Here is a 22,509-nt window from a genome sequence, read left to right as displayed (position 1 = left end):
ACTCTTTTAACCTCCTCTTTATTCTTCCTTGATAAACTTATCTGGTGGAAAAGGCTTCTTTCGTCTGTTTTCACGATCTTGATATATATTCCTACTTGCCGCTTATTCGCACTTGCTTTCACATGTGTGGAAGGTAAGCATCCTTATCACCTCAAGTTTTAATACTTATATTTTTATAATCGAAAAATACTGTAGGCAAAGGGACTTCTATCTAACCGATAAAACAAAGTTGATTGGAACGTGAGTACGAGACTCCTGCGGGAATACGCGTCCAATGGAGACCCCGCAGGAGCAAAGAGTGCCGAAGGCGGACCGCCGTGGAAAGCGAGTGCCCTACGCTACAATCGACGGTCAAATTTTAAAAATCTAAAAAAAACTGTAGAAAAACTCCATTAACATCGAGTTTTTCTACAGTCTGACCTCTTCACGTTGTAAGGTGAAGAGGCTTCTTACTTTCTAAAATTTTGTAAAAAAGATATTCAACTCAGGTTTCTACTATACGTGTTTTCTCCCCATACTTTTTGTTTTTTATCCAGTCCCATGAGCCATATTGTAAGCAGCATCCCAATCAATGTGAGCATAGCGTAAAATAAATACACCGCATATATCCCTGACTTATCCAAAATAATCCCGCCGCTGAAGGTACTGAACCAGTTTCCTAACCCATTGCCAATTGCGGAATAAAGCGTTATGGCAGTAACGGTTATATGGGCCGGTACGACTTCCCGGATATATTGCAGAGCCGCAGGAATGAATAAGCCAAGGGAAAAACCTTGCATGATGGAAGTCACGTATACGGTAGTCAAACTTGGTTCAGTAAAATACAAACTCCAGCGAACCAACGAAGCCGCTCCCGCCAATAAGGTTATAGGCATCAATCCCATTTTATGAATCCAGCTGCCTGCCATTCTCATAAATGGAATTTCCGACAATACTGCTAACAGGAACGCAATGCCAATCCCCGTATATGTACCACCTCTTGCTTCAACAAACAAACCATAATATACATTATTTGCAAGATTTGGACCAAAAAGCAAAAACGTGATTGCAAGAAAGATAAGGAAACGTTTCATGGTAATCAATTCTTTAATTCCACTAAAAAGTTTTACCTTTTCTCGAGAAGGCTCTTCGGGTAAGCGGAGAGCTAAAAGAGCCGCAATCAATAGACCGAAGAAAAAGGCGTAAAATATAACGGATGGACCAATTACTGATTCCGATAACTTCCCCATTACAAAAACCGCCAGACCGTAACCAAGTGAACCGAATAAACGGATTTTTCCATAATTCGATTTGATCCTTGTGGTATATTGAAGAGTGATGCTATCTGAAATTGGAATAATGGCACTTTGAAAAACAGCCAAAGCAATTGCAACGGATACTAAAAGGAAATAGGGCTCAAACAGTAAGTAACCTAACCCGAATAAACCAGCTAGAAATGATGTCAGTGCCAGTATTTTTGCTGGTTTTCCGCTCCAGTCACAGACAATTCCCCAAAAAGGTTGAAAAACGATCATCACTATCGGTCCAACCGACATGATCGTACCTATTTCAATACCTGACAACCCTGCCTCATTGTTTAAATAAACGCTTAAAAGTGGTGTTAAACTTCCCACTGAAAAAAAAGAAAATAAGTAAAATACCTTCAAACTTATAATATTAGCATGCTTTTGTTTTTCCAAATCCAGCTTCCCCCATACAGTTTATCTTCTACCCAGACTCCATATACAACAACCTAATTTTGAATAGTATTACAACCTGTTTTAAACGATTCTCTTCAGATCGAACGATGATTTCCTCGTGCGAGATAAGTGTGGTTCCGTTAGTAAAATGTTTTGAAAGATGATTCCATGTTCTTCTTATCCAAAATCAAGGACTGTGGTTTGGCCAATGGCAAAGAATTCTTCCACTCTCACATTTATATAATTGATTTCATCATAATTATTTCCGGATCCACAAGTCTATTTTCATTTAAAGAATTATTGTAGAAAAATTTTTTTGGCATTCCTGAATTATCGTTCGCAATTTGGCACATAAAAAGCCACTCCCATTGAGCGGCCGCTTCCTATAAGAAAGACGTTTTCATTTGCTTCCACTACCGGTATGTTCTAATACACTGCAATCATAAATAGGATGGTGCCTAGTGATACAATTGATCGTACCATTGTTCTATTTTCCTATATTTTAATGGGAATTCATAGTATTTTAAGGTTTTTTATTTCTTTACACCGATCTATTTACTCTCTATATCTTCCGGTATATTCCATTTTCAAATAAATTGCAGGTTTCTTTCATAAAATCAATAAATTTAGAAATACTATTCTTTTGTATAGAGTAAAATAAAAAGAGCATGGCAGTTACAAGCCTTCATTGACATGAAATTTAAAATAATTATTCAGAAATATATTAATTAAGAATGTTAATTCCTTTATTTAATTATACCTATAGGTTTATAATTAAATAGTACATATATAGAGAGAAGGAGTGGGGGCATGATAATGTCAGACCTGGCAGGTGCAAGTACAGCTGAAATTATGCACAAAAAGACCCAGCATAAAAAATTAACGCTAAGGCAAATTTTACAGAGAGGTCTATTAATTACAATTGGTGCGGTTTTGATGGCTGTCGGCCTCGAGATTTTTTTAGTGCCGAATAACGTTATCGACGGAGGCATAACAGGTATATCGATAATGTTATCTTACATTACTGGTTGGAAACTCGGTATCTTCCTTTTCATTTTGAATCTTCCTTTCTTTTTTGTTGGTTATAAACAAATTGGAAAAACCTTCGCATTATCTACTCTGTATGGAATCTTGGTCCTTTCCATTACAACTACATTGCTTCATCACGTTCCAGCTTTCACTCAAGATATCCTCCTGGCGTCCGCATTTGGCGGAATGATTCTTGGCATTGGTGTCGGAATGGTCATTCGATATGGCGGATCATTGGATGGTACAGAAATACTAGCTATTCTTGCCAGCAAGAAGATTCCTTTTTCAGTTGGAGAGATTGTTATGTTCTTTAATTTATTCATCCTTGGCAGTGCTGGTTTCGTTTTCTCTTGGGATCGTGCCATGTATTCGATTATAGCTTATTTCGTGGCTTATAAAACGATGGATATCGTCATTGCCGGGTTGGATGAATCAAAATTTGTGTGGATTATCAGTGATGAATTCGATGATATTGGCGACGCTATAATGAATCGCCTGGGGCGGGGCGTTACCTTTTTAGCTGGCGAAGGAGCTTATTCTGGTGATGACAAAAAAGTCATCTTCTGTGTAATTAACAGGCTCGAGGAAGCCAAACTTAAAGATATAGTTAAAAGCTTCGACCCTTCTGCTTTTCTTGCCGTAGGGGATATCGCCGAAGTGCGAGGGGGCAGGTTCAAGAAAAAAGATATTCACTGATCTTGTAACTGGTTTTCCTGCTTTTTGTTTCATACAATTGACAAAAAGATAAAAAAAGCTGAAGGGAAATCCCTTCAGCTTTTTTTATAAAGACTTAATAATTTCTCGGATTGTTGATGGCTTGAAGCATTCTAGTGCCGGGTTTCATCTCACTGCTACATAGTGGACAAACGTGTTCATCATTACTTGTAAAGTTATCGCGAATCCAACCTTTGCAATCTTCTGATGTACATTCCCACACCTTAGTTTCTTCAGGAATGATTTCTTCCGTATTATTTCTTCTATACATGTATCTCACTCCTTAGAATTGAATTAACTCCGTCCTGCATAACAGATCCCAAGCCATAAAAATAAAAGAAGAATAGATGGCGATTAATCTAAAAAAATTGCATCCATTGGCTTATCTAAGATTTGTTTATATTCCCCACACTCAAATTCCCAAGTGCCAAGAACTAGAAATTAAAACCATGGATTTTTAATATCCAAATACCATTATATCATATATATGTTTTTTTTATTTGAGTAAATGCTTCAAAGAAGAAAAGATTCCATAAATCCATGCTTTCTTAATCCTTTTAAATCATGAAACACAGTCTCTGACTTACGAAATAGGTAATCGAGACTGCGCCATTTTAGAATCCATTTCATATGGTTCTTCCTGCTCGTTCGGATGATTTTTCAAAGCGAATCAAGCATGAGAGTAATTTTAATGCCAAAACCTAAAACAATGAAAGCCCTGCCTCTCTCCCATCCATACGGTTCCTAGACCGTGCCTGCGAGAATCAGATAAAAGCTTATAAGTACATGTTTATTAATTAAACCGTCCGTAATTCCAATTGGGTAAATTAAATTCCAAAAGATAAATGGTACATAGAAGTAAGTTAATGAAGAACAAAAATGGATCGAGGAAAATACTTGGTGATTACATGTATTTCTTTTTTCTAGATGTGTTTAACTTGATTCTACTCCATCAAAATGATGATGGAAAATTATTTTATTAATAAAAATGTTACTTTCAATTACCCTCTAGTGTTTTCTTTTAATAACACTGAAATTTTATAATAGCATATTTATATTTATATGTAAAGTCTATAACGAAAAGGTAACACACCGTCATTCTTTTTTGTCATGAAAATAAAAAATAAAGAGGCAATATTCACCTCTTTTATTTAAACGCATTATATTCATTTTCAATTTTTGGAAGTTCCCTGACTTCTTCGACTAATTGGCTTCCACACATTGGGCAATCATAGTTTTCCGAAGCAAAATCTTTTCTCATCCATCCATTACAATCATCCGATCCGCACGCATATACAATCGTATCTTCCATAATGATTTCTGGTTCCTCTGAATTCTTTTTTCCAAAATACATGAGCAACCTCCTCTTTTTTATATAAATACTCTGATTAAAGGCACGTTATTTCACCCTTTGATCATTCCTAGTATACGCATTAAATCAAATTCTTATTTATTCCATGAAAAAAATTACATTACTATATAACCTATCCCTGTTCTAATCCTGCTTTCATCATGATCGCTTTAATCATAAAGTATGAGAAATGCTCAGGTAAAGCTTCTTTTAGAGGTTTCAGTTTTTCAGAATCCATTTGTTTGGCAGTTTCCAATACAAGCTGATACTCTTCTTCCGAGTAAATCTCTTCCCATTTGATCTCTAAGTGTTCTTCTGCACACTTCAATAAATGATTTTCAATCGAGATGGAAGACAGTCCTCTTAATATCCCGATTTCTTTGATCGATTTACCTTCCTGATATAAGCGGTAGCTTTCTAAATGAGATGGTTCAGTACTTCGTTTTAGCGTTTCCTTTGTAACCATTGTATTCATTTCTAATTCAGGATGTGCCTGTACATATTTTGAAATCGCTTCTATGAACACGGCACCGAAGCGTTCGAATTTCTGGGTACCAACCCCTTTGACGTCAAGGAATTCCTGTTCCGTCCTCGGCAATTTGGCGGCCATGTCTTTCAAAGATGCATCGGAAAAAATAATGAATGGCGGTACATTTTCCTTAGCAGCCATTTCTTTTCTTAACTGCCTCAATTCTTCGAACAATCCATGATCAATACTGATGCTGATTACTTGTTTTATTTCTTTACGGAGGACTTTCTTTTGTCCTAAAAGCACTTCCCTGCCAGCATTGGTTACTTTAAGGACTGGAAATTGCCCGCCTGTCATTTCGATATATTGTTTAGCTGTCAGGAAATCAATGAAATCAGCTACATCCTTAGCCGATTGATTTTTGATGATTCCATAGGTCGAAAGCTTTTGAAAACCGAACTCTTCTATTTTCTTATTGCGTGAACCCGTAAGCACTTGAGAGATCATCGTTTTTCCGAATCGCTCGCCCATTCGAAACATGCATGAAAGGACCATCTGTGCCTGTGTCGTTACTTCAACAGAGTCACGTTTATCTGTACAATTTTCACAATGACCGCAATCTTCAGGGTTTTCTTCACCAAAGTATTGCAGAATGAAAGCTTGCAAACACCCTTCAGTAAAACAATAATCTTTCATTCTATTTAACTTCATCAATTCCTGGGATTGCCTCTCCTGAGACGGATTTGATTGATCAATCAAAAAACGCTGGATCTGTATATCCTGGGGGGAATACAATAAAATACATTCACTATCCAAACCATCCCGCCCAGCACGTCCCGCTTCCTGATAGTAACTCTCCATATTCTTTGGAGTTTGGTAATGGATCACGAATCTAACATTCGACTTATCGATTCCCATCCCAAAGGCTGATGTCGCAACAATCAAGGGGACGTCATCACGAATGAAATGGTCTTGCTGTTCCGAACGGTCTTGTTCATTCATCCCTGCATGGTATCGACCTGCCAGAAAACCAGCTTTATTAAGTTTGTCATACAATGAATCGACTTCTTTCCTCGTGGCTGCATATATGATACCCGACTCATTTTTGTTTTTCTCTATATAGCGCATTAAAAACCGTCCGCGATTTTCTTCCTTAACGACTGAAAAAAACAAATTATCTCTGGAAAACCCTGTTGAAATGGTATGTTGTCTTGATATCCCAAGCGACTGACATATATCATCTGTCACATTTGGAGTGGCTGTTGCCGTTAATGCGAGAACAGTCGGAGCAGATGGCATATTTTTCAACAAAGTTTTGATTTTTAAATAGCTTGGTCTAAAATCATGACCCCATTGAGAGATACAGTGCGCTTCATCAATGGCCACCAATGAAATTTCCACGTTATTTAAATCTTGTTGAAATGAAGGATTTTCCAACCGTTCCGGTGCCACATAAACCAACTTATACCTCCCTTGTTTAATATCGTTCATTCTATTGGAAGATTCTAACCCTGAAATGGAGCTATTAAGAAATGTGGCATCAATCCCGTTTTGTTCGAGGGCATCAACTTGGTCCTTCATCAAGGATATAAGTGGGGATATCACGAGTGTTACGCCAGGTAATAGAAGCGCTGGAATCTGATAACAAATTGATTTACCTCCGCCAGTAGGCATGATTCCTGCTGTATTTATTCCTCCTAACACCTGTTGGATAATTTGTTCCTGACCTTTTCGAAATGATTCATAACCAAAATATTTTTGTAAATATTCACGTGCTTTTTCCATCAATTTACTACTCCTCCTATTTACCTTGCAAGGACATATAAAGATAAAGATTTATTACTTTCATTGTACCTGCTTTTTCAATGAACCAAAAGCACAAAAAGAGTAGACACATTCTCTGTGTCTACAGTTTTTTTAAGTTTTAAAAATATGACCGTTGATTTCCGCTTCAGGCGCTCGCTTTCCGCGTGCGGTCCGAGAGTCTCGTACACCTGTTTCAATCAACTTTGTTTTACGCATCCATTCACTATTCTCTATCACTGCTCCACATCCAATAAAAAATCAAAAAGGTTTCGGAATGAGACCATTCCGAAACCTTTTTGTCTACTCTTTTCAATATATAAACATGTATGGCATGGTTAATTTAATTCAGGATTTGCACTTTAACGTTTTTAACGCCCCAATTATTAGCATCTTGTTCATTAGGAATAAAGATGTCCACTCTATTTCCTTTGATGGCACTGCCTGTATCAGCAGCCGTCGCGTAACCGTAACCTTCGACATAGACTTTTGATCCAAGTGGAATGACTGATGGGTCTACGGAAATCACTTTTGCATTCGGGTTAGCTTTCAAGTCAACTCCTGTAGCTGTTGTGCCGCTACATCCTTGACAGCTAGCCGTATAAGCAGTTGCTCTAACCGTTAGCTCTTTTTCTACACCTGCTTGATCCTTGGATTCATTATTTGTGTCTGTTTTTTCTGTTTGTTCAACTGGTTTGGCTTGTTCAACTGGTTTTGCTTGTTCAACCGGTTTTGCTTGTTCAACTGGTTCTTCTTTTTCAGCTGGTGCAGCTTGCTCTGATTTCTGCTCAGGCCCTACACTCGCTGCTTCGACTTTGTTAGCTGCCGGTTTAATGACAAGTTCCTGTTTTGGATGGATTGTATCTGAACTTAAACCGTTCCAAGATTTAATATCCTTTACCGCTACATCATATTTGTCTGCAATTTCCGATAAGGTATCCCCAGACTTGACTTTATGGTGCTCTTCTTGAGAAATATGTATGTTTTCCCCTGCATAAATCGTGTCTGAAGACAAATCGTTCCAAGACTTAATATCTTCTATTGATACTTTATACGTTTGAGATATCCCCCATAATGTGTCTCCATCTTTCACTTTGACATCTTCTGCTTGTACCGGAATTGTGAATGCACCGGATATAGCAGCCGCTGCCGCTAACGATAAGATTGATTTTTTCATATGTTGTTACCTCCTTGTGAGCTGCTTTATAAGCTACGAGAACAATCTTACCATAGTTTTTTTCTATACAAAGAACAAACAGATAAAGAATAGATGACAAACATCTCAGTAAGATAACGGGACTATAACGATTAGTCTAAATATTCAGATAATTAACCATCTACCAGACCCTTCCTTTTCAATCACTTGGAGTCATATAAAGTGTTACTCTTGCATAATTATTAAAGGCTATATCTTTATAAAGGAGGTATATTTTTTGACACGCGAAAAGACGTTTACTTTAGTCAAGTCATATAAACCTTTCCATAGCAAATTTGATCCTTGCCCTCCAATTGGGAGAAAATACTATAGAACACCTCCCAATTTGTATATTAATTTTCAACCGCCTAATCTGGAACAATTCACACCAGAAGAAGCTCTGAAGTATGGAACACTTTGGAAATTCTTTTACGATTTTTATGATAATCCGTATCGGGAAAGGGAGACATAAATGAAAAATAAACTGGATGATGAATATTATCAGTTGCTTGAGCAAATTCAGGCTGCGGATTTTGTACTGGTCGAGTTGACTCATTATCTGGATACACATCCTAACGACCAGCAGGCATTGCAGCAATTCAACCAATTTCATGAATACTCCAAACAATTGAAATCGGTTTTTGAGCCTAAATATGGTCCATTATTGGGATTTGGAAACAGTTCAGGCGGTGAAAATAAATGGGAATGGGGCCAAGGCCCATGGCCATGGCAGGTATAAGGAGAGATATCAATGTGGGTTTATGAAAAGAAGCTGCAATATCCGGTTAAAGTCAGGGACTGTAACCCTAGATTGGCTAAATATTTGATAGAGCAATATGGAGGTGCTGATGGTGAGTTGGCTGCAGCACTCCGTTACTTAAATCAACGTTATACAATTCCCGATAAAGTAATTGGCCTGCTAACGGATATCGGAACGGAAGAATTCGCCCATCTAGAAATGATCGCCACGATGATTTATAAACTTACAAAGGACGCTACCCCCCAGCAGATGGCAGCAGCTGGCCTAGGTGAACATTATGTCAATCATGATAGTGCTCTTTTTTATCAGAACGCGGCAGGAAGTCCGTGGACTGCCACATACATTCAAGCTAAAGGCGACCCGATTGCTGATTTATATGAAGATATTGCCGCTGAAGAGAAGGCAAGAGCAACCTATCAGTGGCTGATTGACATCTCGGATGATCCGGATATCAATGATTCACTCAGATTTTTGCGTGAGAGGGAGATTGTCCATTCCATGAGGTTCAGAGAAGCTGTGGAAATATTAAAAGAAGAAAAAGGTAAAAAGAAGTTTTTTTAATAATGAGATTCACATAAAAAAAGCAGCGGAGGAATTCCCGCTGCTTTTTTTATTTATTTACGATCTGAAGAATAGGTCCATCCATCTTCCTGATAAATTTTGTCTTCCTTCATCAGTTTACCAAGAGCACGTTTGAAAGCTCCCTTGCTTAAACCGAAGTGAAACTGGATATCATCAGGTGGCGTTTTATCGCCATAAGGCATCGCACCGCCGCGATTCATTAAATAAGTAAAAATTACCTCGGCATCTTCGCCCATTAAATCTTGCTTAAAGGGAAATAAAGAAACATTAAGTGTTCCATCTTCTTTACTATCAATGACGCGTCCTTCAACTAATTCACCAAGACGCGGCTCCTCCTTGCGCTCACTTTCGTGAATGAAGCAGCGATACCCTTCTTGCGAAACAAAGAAAGATCCAACCATAAGCAAACGATAGACATTGCCTTTCACCGTTGTGTTACGAATACCCTTTAATGGAGCTTGTACAGCCATCTCCTGGATTACATCTTCCGTTGCAAGTTTACCAAACAAGCGGTCATTACGATCTGTCTTCAGAGATACATATAGACGATCGCCAACCTCAGGCCATAAACGATCAATATTCGGAAGGTCATCCAACGATACAAGGATATCTTTGGAAAGTCCAATGTTCACAAAAACCCCAAGTTTCTTTTTCACATTGACAACTTCTGCCCAGCCATATTGACCAATTTGAATTTCTGGAATTTTCATTGTAGCTGTTAGCCTGGCTTGTTTATCATGGTAGATGAATACCGTCACTTCATCACCAATCTCAATCTCGGTTCCTTCATTCATTTCATTATGATGAAGTAAGACATCTTCTGAACCATCAGTTAAAAACCAACCGAAATCCGCCTTACGCTCTACTTCTAACTCTACAGCCATACCGGCCTGAATTTTTTGCATGTATATAAATCCTCCTGTTACTTACCTTTACCTACAATTGTACCCAATTATTTTTTTTCCAACATCATTGAATTTATCATTTTTTTGTTGTTCTGTATACCTATTACGTTTTTTTATTTTTCACACCTGATCATCTACATTGAATGTTTGAGGAATCAAATTCTGTCCATGTTTACCATTGCCTAATAAGGAATGCTTGATCACTTTAGATAATTGGCTCGGTTTATATGGTTTAACTAAATAATCCCTAGCTCCCAATGAAATTCCTTTTTCCCTTTCATCAAGTGCGGTAGATACAAAAACAGGTATTTCCTTCAAGTCAGCGGATTCTTTTAAATCCCTCAGGATTTCCCACCCATCCAAATCTTCCTCTTCAAGAAGGATATCTAATACAATGGCGTCCGGAGGTGAGGTTTTTAGCTTTTGGAGAGCCTGTCTTCCACATTTGAAATAGCTGACGTGGAAGCCGCTATCCATTAATTCATATTTTAAGAGTTTTGCTAAATTTATATCGTCTTCAATGACCATAATATCATAGCTTTGTTTCATTGCCTGTCCATCATTGTTAAAACCTGCTTCTTTTACTCTAGGTAAAGACATGGTGAATGTACTTCCTTGTCCGTAATCTGAAACCGCTGTAACATGGCCCCCATGCGATTTAATGATTTCATCAACGATGGCTAGCCCTAGGCCTGTTCCCCCAATCCTCCTGCGATCTGAATTATCGACCCTATAAAATTTCTGGAATAAATGCGGCAGTGATTCTCTGGGTATGCCAAGCCCTTCATCCTTGATATCTATGGAAAGCATATCGTTCTTGCTATATACTCGGACAAATATTCTGCCGCCATCGGGGGAATATTTGATTGAATTGCTTAAAAGGTTGGTAAACGCTTGTTCGATCTTTAACCGATCTCCTAAAATCATCAAATCCTTGGTTTCAGTCTGGACTTGAATATCATGTTGTGCTGTATTTATTTCCAAATGTTCAATTACCTTTTGAATTAATGGTATGATTTCTACATATTTTTTTTCATATATCTGTTTACCAGACTCCATTCTTTGAACATCCAAGAAATCATTGATAAGTGCAGTAAGTCGTTTCGCTTCATTGTAGATTGTCTGTAAATATTTGGCCTGCCTCTCGGGTTTCAATGCTTTGTTCAGCATCAATTCTGTAAAACCAAGAACGCTTGCTAGCGGTGTCCTTAATTCATGACTAACTGTACTGACAAATTCTGACTTCATTTGATCCACTTCATATTCTTTTGTAATATCGCGATAAACCAAAATTGTACCAAAGACTACTTCGCGATAATATAAAGTCTCAAAATATACCTTTATGACCTGATTTGTCTTTTTCTTTTTAAAAGTAAAGCTTCGTTCTTCGTAGTTTGCCTCTTCTATATTATTAATCGCCTCATCCATTTCAAATAAAAACCTTTCTCCCTCCATTTGATCAGCCAACGAAACACTCCACTTTTCCCACGGCAAATCTATTATTTGTTCTGGACATGAACCTGAATTAAAAATATCGCAAAATGGCTGATTGACTTGAACAACCTTTCTTTCCTGATCAATCAATTGGATGCCCTCCTGGATCGTGTTGAGGATATCTTGATTTAACCTCCTATTATCTTCCGTTTCCTCGTAAAGCTTGATCTTGTCAAGCGATGTTGAGATTTGCTTAGCCAACGTTTCACATTCTTTCACTTCCTGATCACTAAATGGACTCCCATACCTGCTGAAAACCATTATGGCATCCACTTCTTTATATGTGGATAGAACGGGAAGGTATAAATCATAACTGTAATTCGTATTTTCGTGATACCCTTTCTCGCCCATATCTTGTTCTCTCTTTATCGTGAATGGCTCCTTCTCTTCAAGAAGGCGATGATTCAAACCGCTGGAGATATTATTACGGAATTGTTTTACTCCAGATTCCGAAATTCCGAATGATGAAGAGGCGTCTTCATGAACTAAAGCGATCATTCCACGATCAGCAGAAATTAATTTGCTCATATTAAAGACAATACTTTTTAATACTTCCTTTTTATCTAAAGTGGAGGATATCCCATTGATCAATTCATTTCTCCTGGTTAGCTTTTTTTCATTATCCGTGATGATTCCAAGGGTGACTTGAAGTTCATTTTGCTGGGCTTGCAGTTCTTCCTGCTGCGCCAGCAGTTCTTCATTATGCGCCATCAATTCCTGCTCTTTTTCCTGAACGCTTGTAAACATTTTTTTAAAAGCTATCGACAAAACCCCAAGCTCATCTTTACGATTCTCATTGACGGAAATAACAGCTTCCCTTCCGGCAGCAATTTCATTCGCCGCTATTGAAAAATCCGCAAGTGGCTTTCCGATGTTCCTGATTAATGATCTTATGATGAATAGGAAGATGAATAAAAAGATAAGAACGAATCCGACAAAAGCTCCTTGTATAATGGATTGATTTTTTGTGAGGTCCTTCACATTTTTATCGAGCCTTTTCGTTAAAGTGCCGGAGTACGAATTAATAGTACTGCGAAAATCCGCAATTTGTGCCGTGATTTTTGAGTTATTTATTTTTTCAACTTCCATCTTCTCCCCTTTTTTTGGGGATGCCAAAAAGGATGGAAGAACCCCACTAAAGTAGTAATCAGTAAAAGTTTCAAGCTTGTTGGAGATATTCATATCAGCCGTGGAATCGGTAATGCCCTTAAACCGTTCAATATTTTTCCTTATTGAGGTTTCCTGATGTAATGCTTTATCCTTTAATGCATCATTATTAAATGCAATATATCCCCTAATATCTAAAAATACCGTATTATATTGGTCGAATATTTCATCCATCAATAATTGTTTTTCTACAATGCTTTGCCTCTGATGGATATATTCAGCATTTAATGACTGCAATATGTAAAATAAAATTCCAGTTCCCACTATAAATAATATGATGCAGCCCGTCATTAAAGACACTACTTGCCTGGATAGGCTCTTAGTAAAATAAGGATTCAGCTTCATGCAAAATATCCTCTATTTTTTCTATTAGCTTTAACGGACTAAATGGTTTGGCCATAAAATAATCTGCCCCCGCTTCCAATATTCTTTCTTGTTCAAATTGTTGGCTTTTGGCCGATAACACGAGGATTTTTCCTTGGTTATTAATTTCGGACGACTTGATTTTTTCAATGATTTCCAATCCACTATATCCAGGCATCATATAATCAAGAATTATAAGATCATAAGTTTTGCTTCTGAGAAACTGTACGGCCTCCATTCCATCGGCTGCTTCGTCAACCTCATAATCTTCATCTTCTAAAGTGTCCACAACGAGCATTCGCAACACATCCTCATCTTCCGCTAATAAAATCCGTTTCATCATTCACCCTCCTAGAGGTAATTTCAATTTCTCGCACAAGGGGTTCTTTACTTCAAAGCAATCAGACTCAATCGTAATCCCCCCATATATCCGTATAATGGCACGGTTTAAATTAACTTTTTCATCAGACGCTCTATCCTTGCCTGCAGTTCCTTAATGCTAAATGGCTTTGTTACATAATCATCCGCCCCAAGTTTCAATGCATTTGCGATATCGTCCGTACTTTTCCTACCAGTTAGCATTAAAACGGTAAATAAATCAGCATTTCTGCTTTGTTTCACTTTCTGCAGCACTTCAATTCCATCCATGATGGGCATCACTCCATCAAGGATTAGGAAATGTCCTATATCTTCTTTTGCTCGATCGGATTTCAAAAAAGAATGACCGTCTTCATACACGGCAATATTCAAGTCAAAGTGGGGAATTTGAAGCGAATGCAAAGCTTTAGTTAAGATCGTCCGGATAATGATATCATCATCAATAACTGACACATTGAGAGATTTCTTGTTGAATCGGTTTTTTTGAATACTCTCCACTTTCGCACGTCCTGAGCGTTTCGCTTCATATAAAGAATTGTCGGCTTCCTCAAAAGCCTCCCTCGGCGTAACACTTTCATTTTCAACCGTAAATACACCAGCAGAAAATGTAATCGAAAATGTTTGGTCATTCTGGATAAATTGCTTTGCGGAAAAGGCCTTGATTAAGCCTGTTAACTTGTTTTTAGCTTCTTCATTCGAAGTATCAGGGAAAATAACGACGAATTCTTCCCCTCCATACCGGCAGAGTAAATCTGAACTCCTGATATTGCATTTAATGAATTGGGCAAACTCAACCAGTATATGGTCACCTACCGAATGTCCGTATAGATCATTCACTCTTTTAAAGTGATCTATATCAATCATGCTTATCGAAAATGGCTGTCCTGATCGTTTATAGTCATTAAAATAACGCGGAAGGGTATCTTCCAGGAATCGTCGGTTATATACCTGTGTCAACTCATCGATTAGGACCGATTGATCAAAAATCTTCTTTCGCTGGATATGCCTTTCCATCTTGACAATAAACTCTTCGAAATCAATCGGCTTTCCAATAAAATCATCCGCGCCCATCTTAAATGCTTTTATACGGGAATGTTTATCATTCTGTATGCTGATCATGATTTTCGGAATGAAATATTTCTCATTATGTAGGTGAATATCCTGAAGTATCTGAAACCCATCCTTTGCAGGTAACTGTATATCAAGAATCAGGCAATCCGGCTGCATTTCAAAGTATTGCTTTGTCGCTTTTACAGGGTCGGCATTCGTGATAACCATCCATCCCTTTTCCTCCAAAAGATCTTTCAATAAAATTAACATGGAGATGTCATCATCAATGATTTGAATGAGCGGGGCTTGAGAATCGCGGACCGGCTTTTCTTTTATTTCAACTTCATCAAAATGCTCATATTCAAATGAATGTTCAATGAGATCAAAAAGAAAATTCCTAAGGTCAGATCGACTCCAGACCCTTGCACTTTCTTCATCAATCCCTTCCAATAGCTTTTCGATGATTGCCATAAGTCCACATAATTGCAGCGTACCTGCCGTCCCTTTGATTGAATGCAGAAAACGGAATATTTCTTGATTCGGAATCGTCTCCGCCTCGTCCAGCTCTAGCCAATCAGAAAGCTTGTTTTTTATATTTTCAAATAAGCTATTTTTGTATTTTTCCATATTTGCAAGATTCACTTCTAATCACTTGACCCTTTCTTAATTTACCAATGTGAATTTTAAGGTCACCTTAATAGCATCACTTAAATCAGAGGACCTTTTAACTATTAAATCACTTTACATTAACGATAATTAGGTCTAAAGTATACCCTTTCAGGAATATTTTACATCATTAGGGTTTGTCTATAAATATAAATTTTGCCATCTAACACAATTAATTTTTAATATGTCATGTAGATTACTTATTTACCCGACTGACCTTCTAATCCTTCTTTTTATGTATTGGTATTACGATGTTATAATTTAATGACTAACTGAAAGGAATAGGGTATCATTATGACAAAAAAATTGTATTACACGTCCTCCAAGACTTCCCAATGGGATGCAAAAATCCTGGAGTGCGTTGAAGAAAATGGATTTTATTACATCACTCTTGATGAAACGGCTTTCTATCCAGAAGGGGGCGGTCAGCCTTCAGATACTGGCCAAATAGAAGGAATCACTGTTCTTGACGTTATAAAAACCGAAGATGGAAATATCCTTCACAAGGTTGAGAGTAGGCCAGTTTCCAAGTTGGTTCACTGTGAACTTGATTGGTCTCGCCGTTTCGATCATATGCAGCAGCATAGCGGCCAGCATTTACTCTCGGCAGTCTGCCGGGAATTATTTGATGCGGAAACGGTCAGCTTTCATCTTGGTAAGGAATATTTAACGATCGATATAACTGAATCCAGATGGACCGACGTACATACGATTGCTGCTGAAAAGCAGGTTAATCAATATATCATTGAGAATCACGAATTACTCACATATTATGTGACAAAAGAGCAGTTACAAACGCTACCTGTCGTCAAAATGCCAAAAGTGACTGAAAACATCCGTATTGTTGAAATAGAAGGGATTGAGTATAACCCTTGCGGGGGAACCCATGTAGAGCGAACCGGGGAGATTGGCTTAATTAAAATTCTCAAAACAGAAAAGCAAAAAGAACTTACCCGCCTCTATTTTAAGTGCGGCTTCAGGGCATTGAACGATTTTTCCGAAAGTCTTGATATTCTTTCAGCCTTATCGAATAAATTCAATACCGGACGGAAAGAGATCATCAATAGGGTGGAGAAGCTGGAAAATGACTACACTCAGCTGCTATCAGCAAACGAAAAACTAAAGCTTGAAAATGCAAACTTTCTCGCTGAATCCATTCTTGCAGCAAATAAAGAAGGATTCATCTCTCATATTTTCGAAGATAGCACACTGAAAGAACTGCAATACCTTTCAGCTACGATCGTTAAAAAGGAAAAGGTGCTCGTATTACTTGCATCACGGAAGGAACAAAAGGTAACGCTTTCGCACAGCGGATCCTTCCCCGTTCATTGCGGACAATATTTTAAAGCTGAGTTAGGTCCGTTTAATGGGAGAGGCGGAGGAAGTGAACAGGTCGCACAGGCAGGTTTTGCAACACAAAATGACTTAATCGCATTTTACCAATTCACAATTGAAAAATTCCGCCAACATTCTGGTGAATAAAACCATCTCGAAACAGGCGGTTCCCATTATAGTATGAACGTGTAATCTTTTTAATAAAGGAGGGAGGACTATTTCTGTCCTCCCTCCTAATCCTTCTACCTTATTCTTCTAGTTTCAATTTCTGTAACCCTTGTTCTTCAATATGAACATGATATTTTTCTTCGAGCTCCATGATCCGTTTAAACGCTTCTTCTTGACTATATTCATGGTTGTCCGCTTCCTCTGCAAACTCTTTTCTCGCCATGTGATAAGCTAGTTTATCCCTGAACACCCCTTCTTCATATTCATTTATGACTTGATGAAGTTGATCCTCCAGTTCCCTGCTTAAATCATAAATTTCATATTCCTTCACAAAATGAACTCCATCCATACCGAAATCTTTGGCGTAGGAATTGAGATACTGTTCCAACTCACTGAATTCTTTATTATTTTCAGTATCGGAAGCAACCCAATATCCGTACTGAACCATTTTGAATAATGTTTCATATTGTTTCTTAGTAAAATTAATTTTCATGTGTTCTTTTTCTCCTTTTCAGGTATTCCCATACCAAAAAGAATAAACCGCACTGGAGTAAATGTCCAATGCGGTTTATTCTCAATCCGATATTTCCGTTACAGAAAAATAAGCTGCTTTTTCCGTATCGACTACATAATGGGAATCGCCTTTAACTAAATTATAATAGCGGTGCTTTTGAATATTTGAAATCATTTGAGTAGAGTCATCGCCTTCTACCTCATGCTCTATTTCTTTACCACCCGGAAAATAAAAACCAACTTTCAATTTCATCTTTCTCATCCTTCCCTTCATCTGGTTGACTCGCTCTTTTATTTCTTATCCTTTCTAGTGTAGTTATAAACATAAATTAAATGCTTATTCACTTTTTCCATGATATTCTAAGAAAAATACTAAAATCAGAAGGTGTTTTTATGAATATAAGGAAAGCCACTGAAAACGATGTAAATGGAATAGCTCATGTACATATAAACAGTTGGCAAACGACTTATACAGGAATATTGCCGAATCAATATTTGTCTTCTTTGAACATTGAAGCAAGAAAGAAAAATTGGAAAAGGAATTTAAAAATGCTGCATAGCGCCACCTTTGTAGCGGAAAATGCCAAAGGCGAAATCATCGGTTTCGCTGCGGGCGGACCTGAACAAACGCATGAACCCCTAATTCAAGGTGAAGTTTATGCGATTTATATCTTAAAAGAATATCAAAGACAAGGACTCGGCCGAAAGATGATAAAAGCGGTCATACATGAGCTAATGAAAATGGAACATAAGAATTTAATCATTTGGGCATTAAAGGATAATCCTTCTTGCGGTTTTTACAAGGCCCTCGGTGGTCGAGTCATTGCTGAAAAAACGGTTAAAATGGCTGGCATCAAGCTCATCGAAGTCGGTTATGGGTGGGAAGACATTCAAGATATCCTGTTGCATTTGTAAGCGTAACGCGGAGGCCGTTTACCTATCAGCCTCCTCTTCTCATTTCTCTATAAGAAAAGCCTTATTATCATTGCCTAAAAAATAAAGCCGGTGCAGTGGCCTTGTCATCGTGACGTAAAGCAATTTGATATCAAGTTCATTTTCACGGCAATACACTTCTTCCAGGGAAATTGCAAATACAACATCGAATTCCAAACCCTTGGCTAGATAGGAGGGGACAATTAACGTTTTGTCTTTCGGAATGTTTCCCCCTTCATCAATTAAATGAAAGCCTTGATGTACTCCAGTTAGTTTCTCGTTTGCCAGTTTACAATCTTTCATCGTTTTGGCAATCACGGCAAACGTTTTAAATCCTTCCCCTTTTAGCTTATCAATAAGTTCGATCAACTCTTCTTCCCAACCATCCTTTTCAATGGAAATGAATTCCGGTTCCCTGCCATGACGGACAACAGGTTCCACTTCAGGGAAATCATATGTTAATAACTGAAGAATTCGGTTAGCTTGTTTCATGATTTCTACAGTCGTTCTGTAGCTTTTTTGTAATTCAGTATACGTCGCCCGTGGGAAAATACGACGGTGAACCTCTTCCCATGTTTGCAATCCCCGGTATGAATGGATGCCTTGTGCAAGATCGCCTACAAGTGTGAACATATCAGTATCCACTGCCGTCTTGAGTGCCTGCAACTGCATGAAACTATAATCCTGTGCCTCATCAATGACGACATTCTTTGCTTTGTTTTCTTTGTCCACACCAAAAAGGCGCTCCTGTAGATACAATAATGCACCCAAGTCTTCCATTTCATAACTTTTATCAGAAAATAATTTTTGGTTATACTCACATATTGCACAGGCATCTTCAAAAGTAAGTTTACCGTTACTGTAGAAGGCCAGTCGCTTGGGGTCTTCGTATAATTCCTGATAGTACGTTAGAAGATTCTTAATTTTAAATTGTTTAAAATAGCCTTTTACCGAAGTACGGATCGCCTTTTGAACCTGTTCGATCCGCTCTTCTTTTTTATCGAGGCATTTTGTAACAAAATCCTTGCGTATGACTGGATCGATATTCTTATAGAGTGCCTTCTCAATTTTGGCCTCATAAAAATCAATAACCCGGTCAAGCATTATTTTCTTTTTCAACTTCACTTCACTTTTTAAAACGGCCTTCAGTTTATCCAGTCTGGTGTATAACGGCAAGTACCAATAATCCTCTTCTAATAATCTGATGAACTTCTTAGCGGAATAGATGCGATATTTATCACAATAGAAATCCTCATCCGGATGAAAACCCCTGAAAATATCCTTCACATATTCGTCCAAAATAAATTTAAATCCTGGGGAGCCCTTTAAACCTGATATCCAGACAGCGACCTTGATTTCTTCATCATCCTTTTCCAGCATTCGAGTTAATTTATCATCTGCTACAAGCTTTATTTGCTTTCCTATCGCTAACTGTACGTATTCGGAAAATGTGAATTGTTTTACTTTTTCAACACCCAATTCAGGTAACGCTTCAGATATGTAATCGATGAACACCCGGCTCGGAGCAAGAATCATTAATTGTCTTGGGTCGAACAAATCTTTATAATGGTAAATGAAATAGGAGATCCGATGTAAAGCAATTGTTGTTTTTCCACTGCCCGCTGCACCCTGAACAATGATTGGTTTATTCAAATCTGCACGAATGATCTTATTTTGTTCTTCCTGAATCGTAGTAATGATATCAGTCAGTCGATTGCTGGAACTTTTAGAAAGGGATTCCTGAAGCAATTCATCGGTAGTTGTTAAATCTATGTCCCTTACCTCTTCCAGGACCCCATCTTCTATCATTAGCTGTCTCTTTAAAGTGATGTTCCCGTTAAATGTTTCCCCTTCTGCTTCATATTCAATTTCACCAATTCGGCCCTCATAATATAGGTTTGCAATCGGGGATCGCCAATCGACGATAATCTGTTCCTGGCTCTCTCTCTGATAAAGGGAGGTTTTTCCGAAATAAAGCACTTCACCGCTATCACCATCATTCCTTTCAAAATCCACTCTTGCAAAATATGGCTTTTTACGTGCTTTGCGTAAGCCCTCTAATTCAGTTTTTGACATTTCAAAAAAGTTGGCTGTCGTCAGCAACTGAGAATATAAGCCGGACTCGGACCAATCGGCATCACCAAAAGCTTCTTGCATATTCCTCTGAAATTGATCTTTGCTGGTTTCTGATGTTTTAATGACTACGTCTATATAACGTTTCGTAAAATCCAGCCGCTGGCGTTCCTGTTCAAAATCGGGGTGGCTTCCCAATAAACCCACTCTCCCTTCCACTTTAATTAATCATTTAAAAAATCCGATGCTTATACGAAATGGATATTTATACTATCAGAAAACCCAATGGTTGACAAATCTGAACACATAGAGTTTTATACTTTAAATTCACCCTTAAATATTACTTATAATGAGTGGAATACACTATATATTCCAGAGTGGATATTGCCATATGTTGATGGATAAAAGCGAACCACAACGCTTTCAGGAGGAGAATGAATGTCTACTTAGAAAAAAGATCGTACAATCTGAGGAATTTATAAAATGGTAATCTTACTCACCTCATTATTCTTAATGATATGCAGTGAAATTTTTTAAAGCCCGATTGGAAAAAAATGACCCTTCACCGTCCTCCCTTCAAACCCCTTTTACGAACTGGAAGGCCTGGAAATGGGATCTTATCATGCCCAATGCTTCGTCGAAATGAAAAATACAAGCTTTTGCAATTTGAATCAGACAAAAGGTTATGGAATGGGTTAAGCAGAACTTCACGATATCCATGGAGAAACGGGCTTATAGATTTATTTTATCGTTTCTCTGGGATTAAGAAAGAGCAGGAAAACAGCTATAGCCAGGATTATTCATCTAGATCCCAACAAGAGAATCAGACAACACGAACAAGCACTCTCCCATTACGGTAAAGTGCTTGTTAAACCTTCCTTCTACAATTGTCATCAATTCTTAATATAAATAACTGTAATTTAATGTTTCATTCGAAACTCACATTATATACTTAAATTACAATTAAACAATTTTCTGAGAAAGAGGGTACTATCATGGAGATCAATGAAAGACAACCAATGCTATCCCCTAAATTAATCCATGAACTTGAAGTATTATCTTCAAAAACAAATATGTCCATCCCTGAATTGTTAGAAATATCCGTAGTATCACTCCTAGAAAAGGTGAATAAGACCACAGAAGAGAATGTTGGACTTAATAATAAAGAAATGATTTTAAGAAATAAAATCATCATTAATCAAAATAAAGAAGTATTGAATAATAAAAGCACTTAACCATTACTGTTAAGTGCTTTTTGGTGCGTTTGCATAACCACTAAAGTACTATAAAAATATTTTAACAGCACAATGTTTAATGGATTAGATATTCTACCGTGGTTTTCTGTGAAATATTCATTTAAATCGTTTTTCACCAAACAACAAATTTTGATTCGTTTTGCCTTTTTATTTTGACTAGGTTTTCATTTATTTTTAAAAAAAAGACTCTAAGGGTTTTCCATGAATTTGTACCTTCGCACAAACGCACAAAAAAAGCAGCTATTAAACCGCTTATCAAATATTCAAGGTTTATTTGAAGTCACGTATGTACCAGCAATAAAATCATGTATGGCTCTGTGATCTTTTCTTATGCCAACCATACGTGCAATAACAACGAACCCTATCCCCATAAAATAAAGCAGCAATTACATACCTTAATAGCATTGTGCCTATACCTATTTTTTCACCATCGACCCTTACGATACGTATTCCCATTATCCTTTTACCCACTGTATAGCAATGCCATGTATCGGAATAATCATCATGTAAAGACAGTCGAAAAAGGTTGAATAATATTCATTTTCCCAATCACCGGGGTAATGCGTAATGAGTCTTTATACCCTCAACATTCAAGGAACGAAAAATAAAACTTCCGACCAAAACTA

General features: G+C 37.6%; 21 protein-coding genes. 7 read left to right on the top strand and 14 right to left on the bottom strand.

What is annotated here, in order from left to right:
* Positions 1–479 precede the first annotated feature (479 nt).
* Positions 480–1,679, bottom strand: a complete 1,200-nt coding sequence (locus tag ACQKMH_RS08160; RefSeq protein WP_427586890.1) for an MFS transporter — start codon at positions 1,677–1,679, stop codon at positions 480–482.
* A gap of 852 nt (positions 1,680–2,531) precedes the next feature.
* Here ACQKMH_RS08160 and ACQKMH_RS08155 point away from each other — a divergent pair.
* Positions 2,532–3,404 (top strand): YitT family protein, encoded by an 873-nt coding sequence (locus ACQKMH_RS08155; RefSeq protein ID WP_427587543.1) that lies wholly within the window; start codon positions 2,532–2,534, stop codon positions 3,402–3,404.
* Between the two features lie 94 nt (positions 3,405–3,498).
* Here ACQKMH_RS08155 and ACQKMH_RS08150 read toward each other — a convergent pair whose 3' ends face one another.
* The 5 genes from ACQKMH_RS08150 to ACQKMH_RS08130 form a co-directional block, all read right to left on the bottom strand.
* Entirely contained in the window at positions 3,499–3,693 is a 195-nt protein-coding gene (locus ACQKMH_RS08150) for a cold-shock protein (RefSeq protein ID WP_034307294.1), read from the bottom strand.
* Positions 3,694–4,569: 876 nt separating this feature from the next.
* Complete coding sequence (locus ACQKMH_RS08145; RefSeq protein WP_230155547.1) at positions 4,570–4,776, bottom strand: cold-inducible protein YdjO-related protein; 207 nt, start codon at positions 4,774–4,776, stop codon at positions 4,570–4,572.
* 130 nt (positions 4,777–4,906) lie between these two features.
* The gene (gene recQ, locus ACQKMH_RS08140) at positions 4,907–7,030 is read right to left on the bottom strand and encodes a DNA helicase RecQ (protein WP_427586889.1); all 2,124 of its coding nucleotides are present in this window, start codon (positions 7,028–7,030) and stop codon (positions 4,907–4,909) included.
* Positions 7,031–7,159: 129 nt separating this feature from the next.
* Positions 7,160–7,285: a hypothetical protein gene (locus tag ACQKMH_RS08135; RefSeq protein WP_427586888.1), complete on the bottom strand. Its 126-nt coding sequence runs from the start codon at positions 7,283–7,285 to the stop codon at positions 7,160–7,162.
* Between the two features lie 103 nt (positions 7,286–7,388).
* On the bottom strand, positions 7,389–8,222 hold the full coding sequence (locus tag ACQKMH_RS08130; protein WP_427586887.1) for a LysM peptidoglycan-binding domain-containing protein: 834 nt from the start codon (positions 8,220–8,222) through the stop codon (positions 7,389–7,391).
* 256 nt (positions 8,223–8,478) lie between these two features.
* Between ACQKMH_RS08130 and ACQKMH_RS08125 the strand changes: the two genes are divergently transcribed.
* From ACQKMH_RS08125 to cotJC, 3 genes are read left to right on the top strand one after another with little or no spacing between them, the layout of a single operon-like run.
* Positions 8,479–8,712 carry a spore coat associated protein CotJA gene (locus tag ACQKMH_RS08125; protein ID WP_063234475.1) on the top strand — a complete coding sequence of 78 codons (234 nt, stop codon included), beginning with the start codon at positions 8,479–8,481 and terminating at the stop codon, positions 8,710–8,712.
* Entirely contained in the window at positions 8,713–8,979 is a 267-nt protein-coding gene (locus ACQKMH_RS08120) for a spore coat protein CotJB (RefSeq protein ID WP_214786996.1), read from the top strand.
* A 12-nt stretch (positions 8,980–8,991) separates the two neighbouring features.
* Positions 8,992–9,561, top strand: a complete 570-nt coding sequence (cotJC, locus tag ACQKMH_RS08115; RefSeq protein WP_427586886.1) for a spore coat protein CotJC — start codon at positions 8,992–8,994, stop codon at positions 9,559–9,561.
* Positions 9,562–9,614: 53 nt separating this feature from the next.
* Here cotJC and ACQKMH_RS08110 read toward each other — a convergent pair whose 3' ends face one another.
* From ACQKMH_RS08110 to ACQKMH_RS08095, 4 genes are all read right to left on the bottom strand, one after another.
* The gene (locus ACQKMH_RS08110) at positions 9,615–10,487 is read right to left on the bottom strand and encodes a CvfB family protein (protein WP_427586885.1); all 873 of its coding nucleotides are present in this window, start codon (positions 10,485–10,487) and stop codon (positions 9,615–9,617) included.
* 120 nt (positions 10,488–10,607) lie between these two features.
* Positions 10,608–13,493, bottom strand: a complete 2,886-nt coding sequence (locus tag ACQKMH_RS08105; protein WP_427586884.1) for an ATP-binding protein — start codon at positions 13,491–13,493, stop codon at positions 10,608–10,610.
* Positions 13,468–13,851, bottom strand: coding sequence for a response regulator (locus ACQKMH_RS08100; protein ID WP_427587542.1), 384 nt, complete (start codon positions 13,849–13,851; stop codon positions 13,468–13,470). The genes ACQKMH_RS08105 and ACQKMH_RS08100 overlap by 26 nt, the downstream gene beginning before the upstream one ends.
* Positions 13,852–13,958: 107 nt before the next feature.
* Positions 13,959–15,581, bottom strand: a complete 1,623-nt coding sequence (locus ACQKMH_RS08095; protein WP_427586883.1) for a GGDEF domain-containing response regulator — start codon at positions 15,579–15,581, stop codon at positions 13,959–13,961.
* Positions 15,582–15,899: 318 nt separating this feature from the next.
* Between ACQKMH_RS08095 and ACQKMH_RS08090 the strand changes: the two genes are divergently transcribed.
* Positions 15,900–17,087, top strand: a complete 1,188-nt coding sequence (locus ACQKMH_RS08090) for an alanine--tRNA ligase-related protein (RefSeq protein ID WP_427586882.1) — start codon at positions 15,900–15,902, stop codon at positions 17,085–17,087.
* 100 nt (positions 17,088–17,187) lie between these two features.
* Here the strand turns inward: ACQKMH_RS08090 and ACQKMH_RS08085 are convergent, their stop codons facing one another.
* Positions 17,188–17,601: a hypothetical protein gene (locus ACQKMH_RS08085; RefSeq protein ID WP_427586881.1), complete on the bottom strand. Its 414-nt coding sequence runs from the start codon at positions 17,599–17,601 to the stop codon at positions 17,188–17,190.
* 81 nt (positions 17,602–17,682) lie between these two features.
* Entirely contained in the window at positions 17,683–17,874 is a 192-nt protein-coding gene (locus ACQKMH_RS08080; protein ID WP_230155527.1) for a hypothetical protein, read from the bottom strand.
* Positions 17,875–18,014: 140 nt separating this feature from the next.
* Between ACQKMH_RS08080 and ACQKMH_RS08075 the strand changes: the two genes are divergently transcribed.
* A complete protein-coding gene (locus ACQKMH_RS08075) occupies positions 18,015–18,536 on the top strand; it encodes an N-acetyltransferase family protein (protein ID WP_427586880.1) in 522 nt (173 codons plus the stop codon).
* A gap of 39 nt (positions 18,537–18,575) precedes the next feature.
* On the opposite strand, the gene ACQKMH_RS08070 is transcribed toward ACQKMH_RS08075, so the two are convergent.
* The gene (locus ACQKMH_RS08070) at positions 18,576–20,834 is read right to left on the bottom strand and encodes a HelD family protein (RefSeq protein WP_427586879.1); all 2,259 of its coding nucleotides are present in this window, start codon (positions 20,832–20,834) and stop codon (positions 18,576–18,578) included.
* A gap of 788 nt (positions 20,835–21,622) precedes the next feature.
* On the opposite strand from ACQKMH_RS08070, the gene ACQKMH_RS08065 reads away from it, so the two are divergent.
* Positions 21,623–21,862, top strand: a complete 240-nt coding sequence (locus ACQKMH_RS08065) for a hypothetical protein (protein WP_427586878.1) — start codon at positions 21,623–21,625, stop codon at positions 21,860–21,862.
* Positions 21,863–22,186: 324 nt separating this feature from the next.
* On the opposite strand, the gene ACQKMH_RS08060 is transcribed toward ACQKMH_RS08065, so the two are convergent.
* Entirely contained in the window at positions 22,187–22,339 is a 153-nt protein-coding gene (locus tag ACQKMH_RS08060) for a hypothetical protein (RefSeq protein ID WP_427586877.1), read from the bottom strand.
* Between the last annotated feature and the right edge of the window lie 170 nt (positions 22,340–22,509).

It is taken from the genome of Peribacillus sp. NPDC097895, from assembly GCF_050277555.1.
Lineage (GTDB): Bacteria > Bacillota > Bacilli > Bacillales > DSM-1321 > Peribacillus.
This window is presented reverse-complemented; position numbering and strand designations above follow the sequence as displayed.

Coding starts and splice junctions, on each gene's coding strand:
- ACQKMH_RS08105 (WP_427586884.1), bottom strand. CDS start 13,493: ATGAAGCTGAATCCTTATTTTACTAAGAGCCTATCCAGGCAAGTAGTG.
- cotJC (WP_427586886.1), top strand. CDS start 8,992: ATGTGGGTTTATGAAAAGAAGCTGCAATATCCGGTTAAAGTCAGGGAC.
- ACQKMH_RS08155 (WP_427587543.1), top strand. CDS start 2,532: ATGCACAAAAAGACCCAGCATAAAAAATTAACGCTAAGGCAAATTTTA.
- ACQKMH_RS08120 (WP_214786996.1), top strand. CDS start 8,713: ATGAAAAATAAACTGGATGATGAATATTATCAGTTGCTTGAGCAAATT.
- ACQKMH_RS08065 (WP_427586878.1), top strand. CDS start 21,623: ATGGAGATCAATGAAAGACAACCAATGCTATCCCCTAAATTAATCCAT.
- ACQKMH_RS08060 (WP_427586877.1), bottom strand. CDS start 22,339: ATGGGAATACGTATCGTAAGGGTCGATGGTGAAAAAATAGGTATAGGC.
- ACQKMH_RS08150 (WP_034307294.1), bottom strand. CDS start 3,693: ATGTATAGAAGAAATAATACGGAAGAAATCATTCCTGAAGAAACTAAG.
- ACQKMH_RS08145 (WP_230155547.1), bottom strand. CDS start 4,776: ATGTATTTTGGAAAAAAGAATTCAGAGGAACCAGAAATCATTATGGAA.
- ACQKMH_RS08080 (WP_230155527.1), bottom strand. CDS start 17,874: ATGAAATTGAAAGTTGGTTTTTATTTTCCGGGTGGTAAAGAAATAGAG.
- ACQKMH_RS08085 (WP_427586881.1), bottom strand. CDS start 17,601: ATGAAAATTAATTTTACTAAGAAACAATATGAAACATTATTCAAAATG.
- ACQKMH_RS08110 (WP_427586885.1), bottom strand. CDS start 10,487: ATGCAAAAAATTCAGGCCGGTATGGCTGTAGAGTTAGAAGTAGAGCGT.
- ACQKMH_RS08090 (WP_427586882.1), top strand. CDS start 15,900: ATGACAAAAAAATTGTATTACACGTCCTCCAAGACTTCCCAATGGGAT.
- ACQKMH_RS08100 (WP_427587542.1), bottom strand. CDS start 13,851: ATGAAACGGATTTTATTAGCGGAAGATGAGGATGTGTTGCGAATGCTC.
- ACQKMH_RS08130 (WP_427586887.1), bottom strand. CDS start 8,222: ATGAAAAAATCAATCTTATCGTTAGCGGCAGCGGCTGCTATATCCGGT.
- ACQKMH_RS08075 (WP_427586880.1), top strand. CDS start 18,015: ATGAATATAAGGAAAGCCACTGAAAACGATGTAAATGGAATAGCTCAT.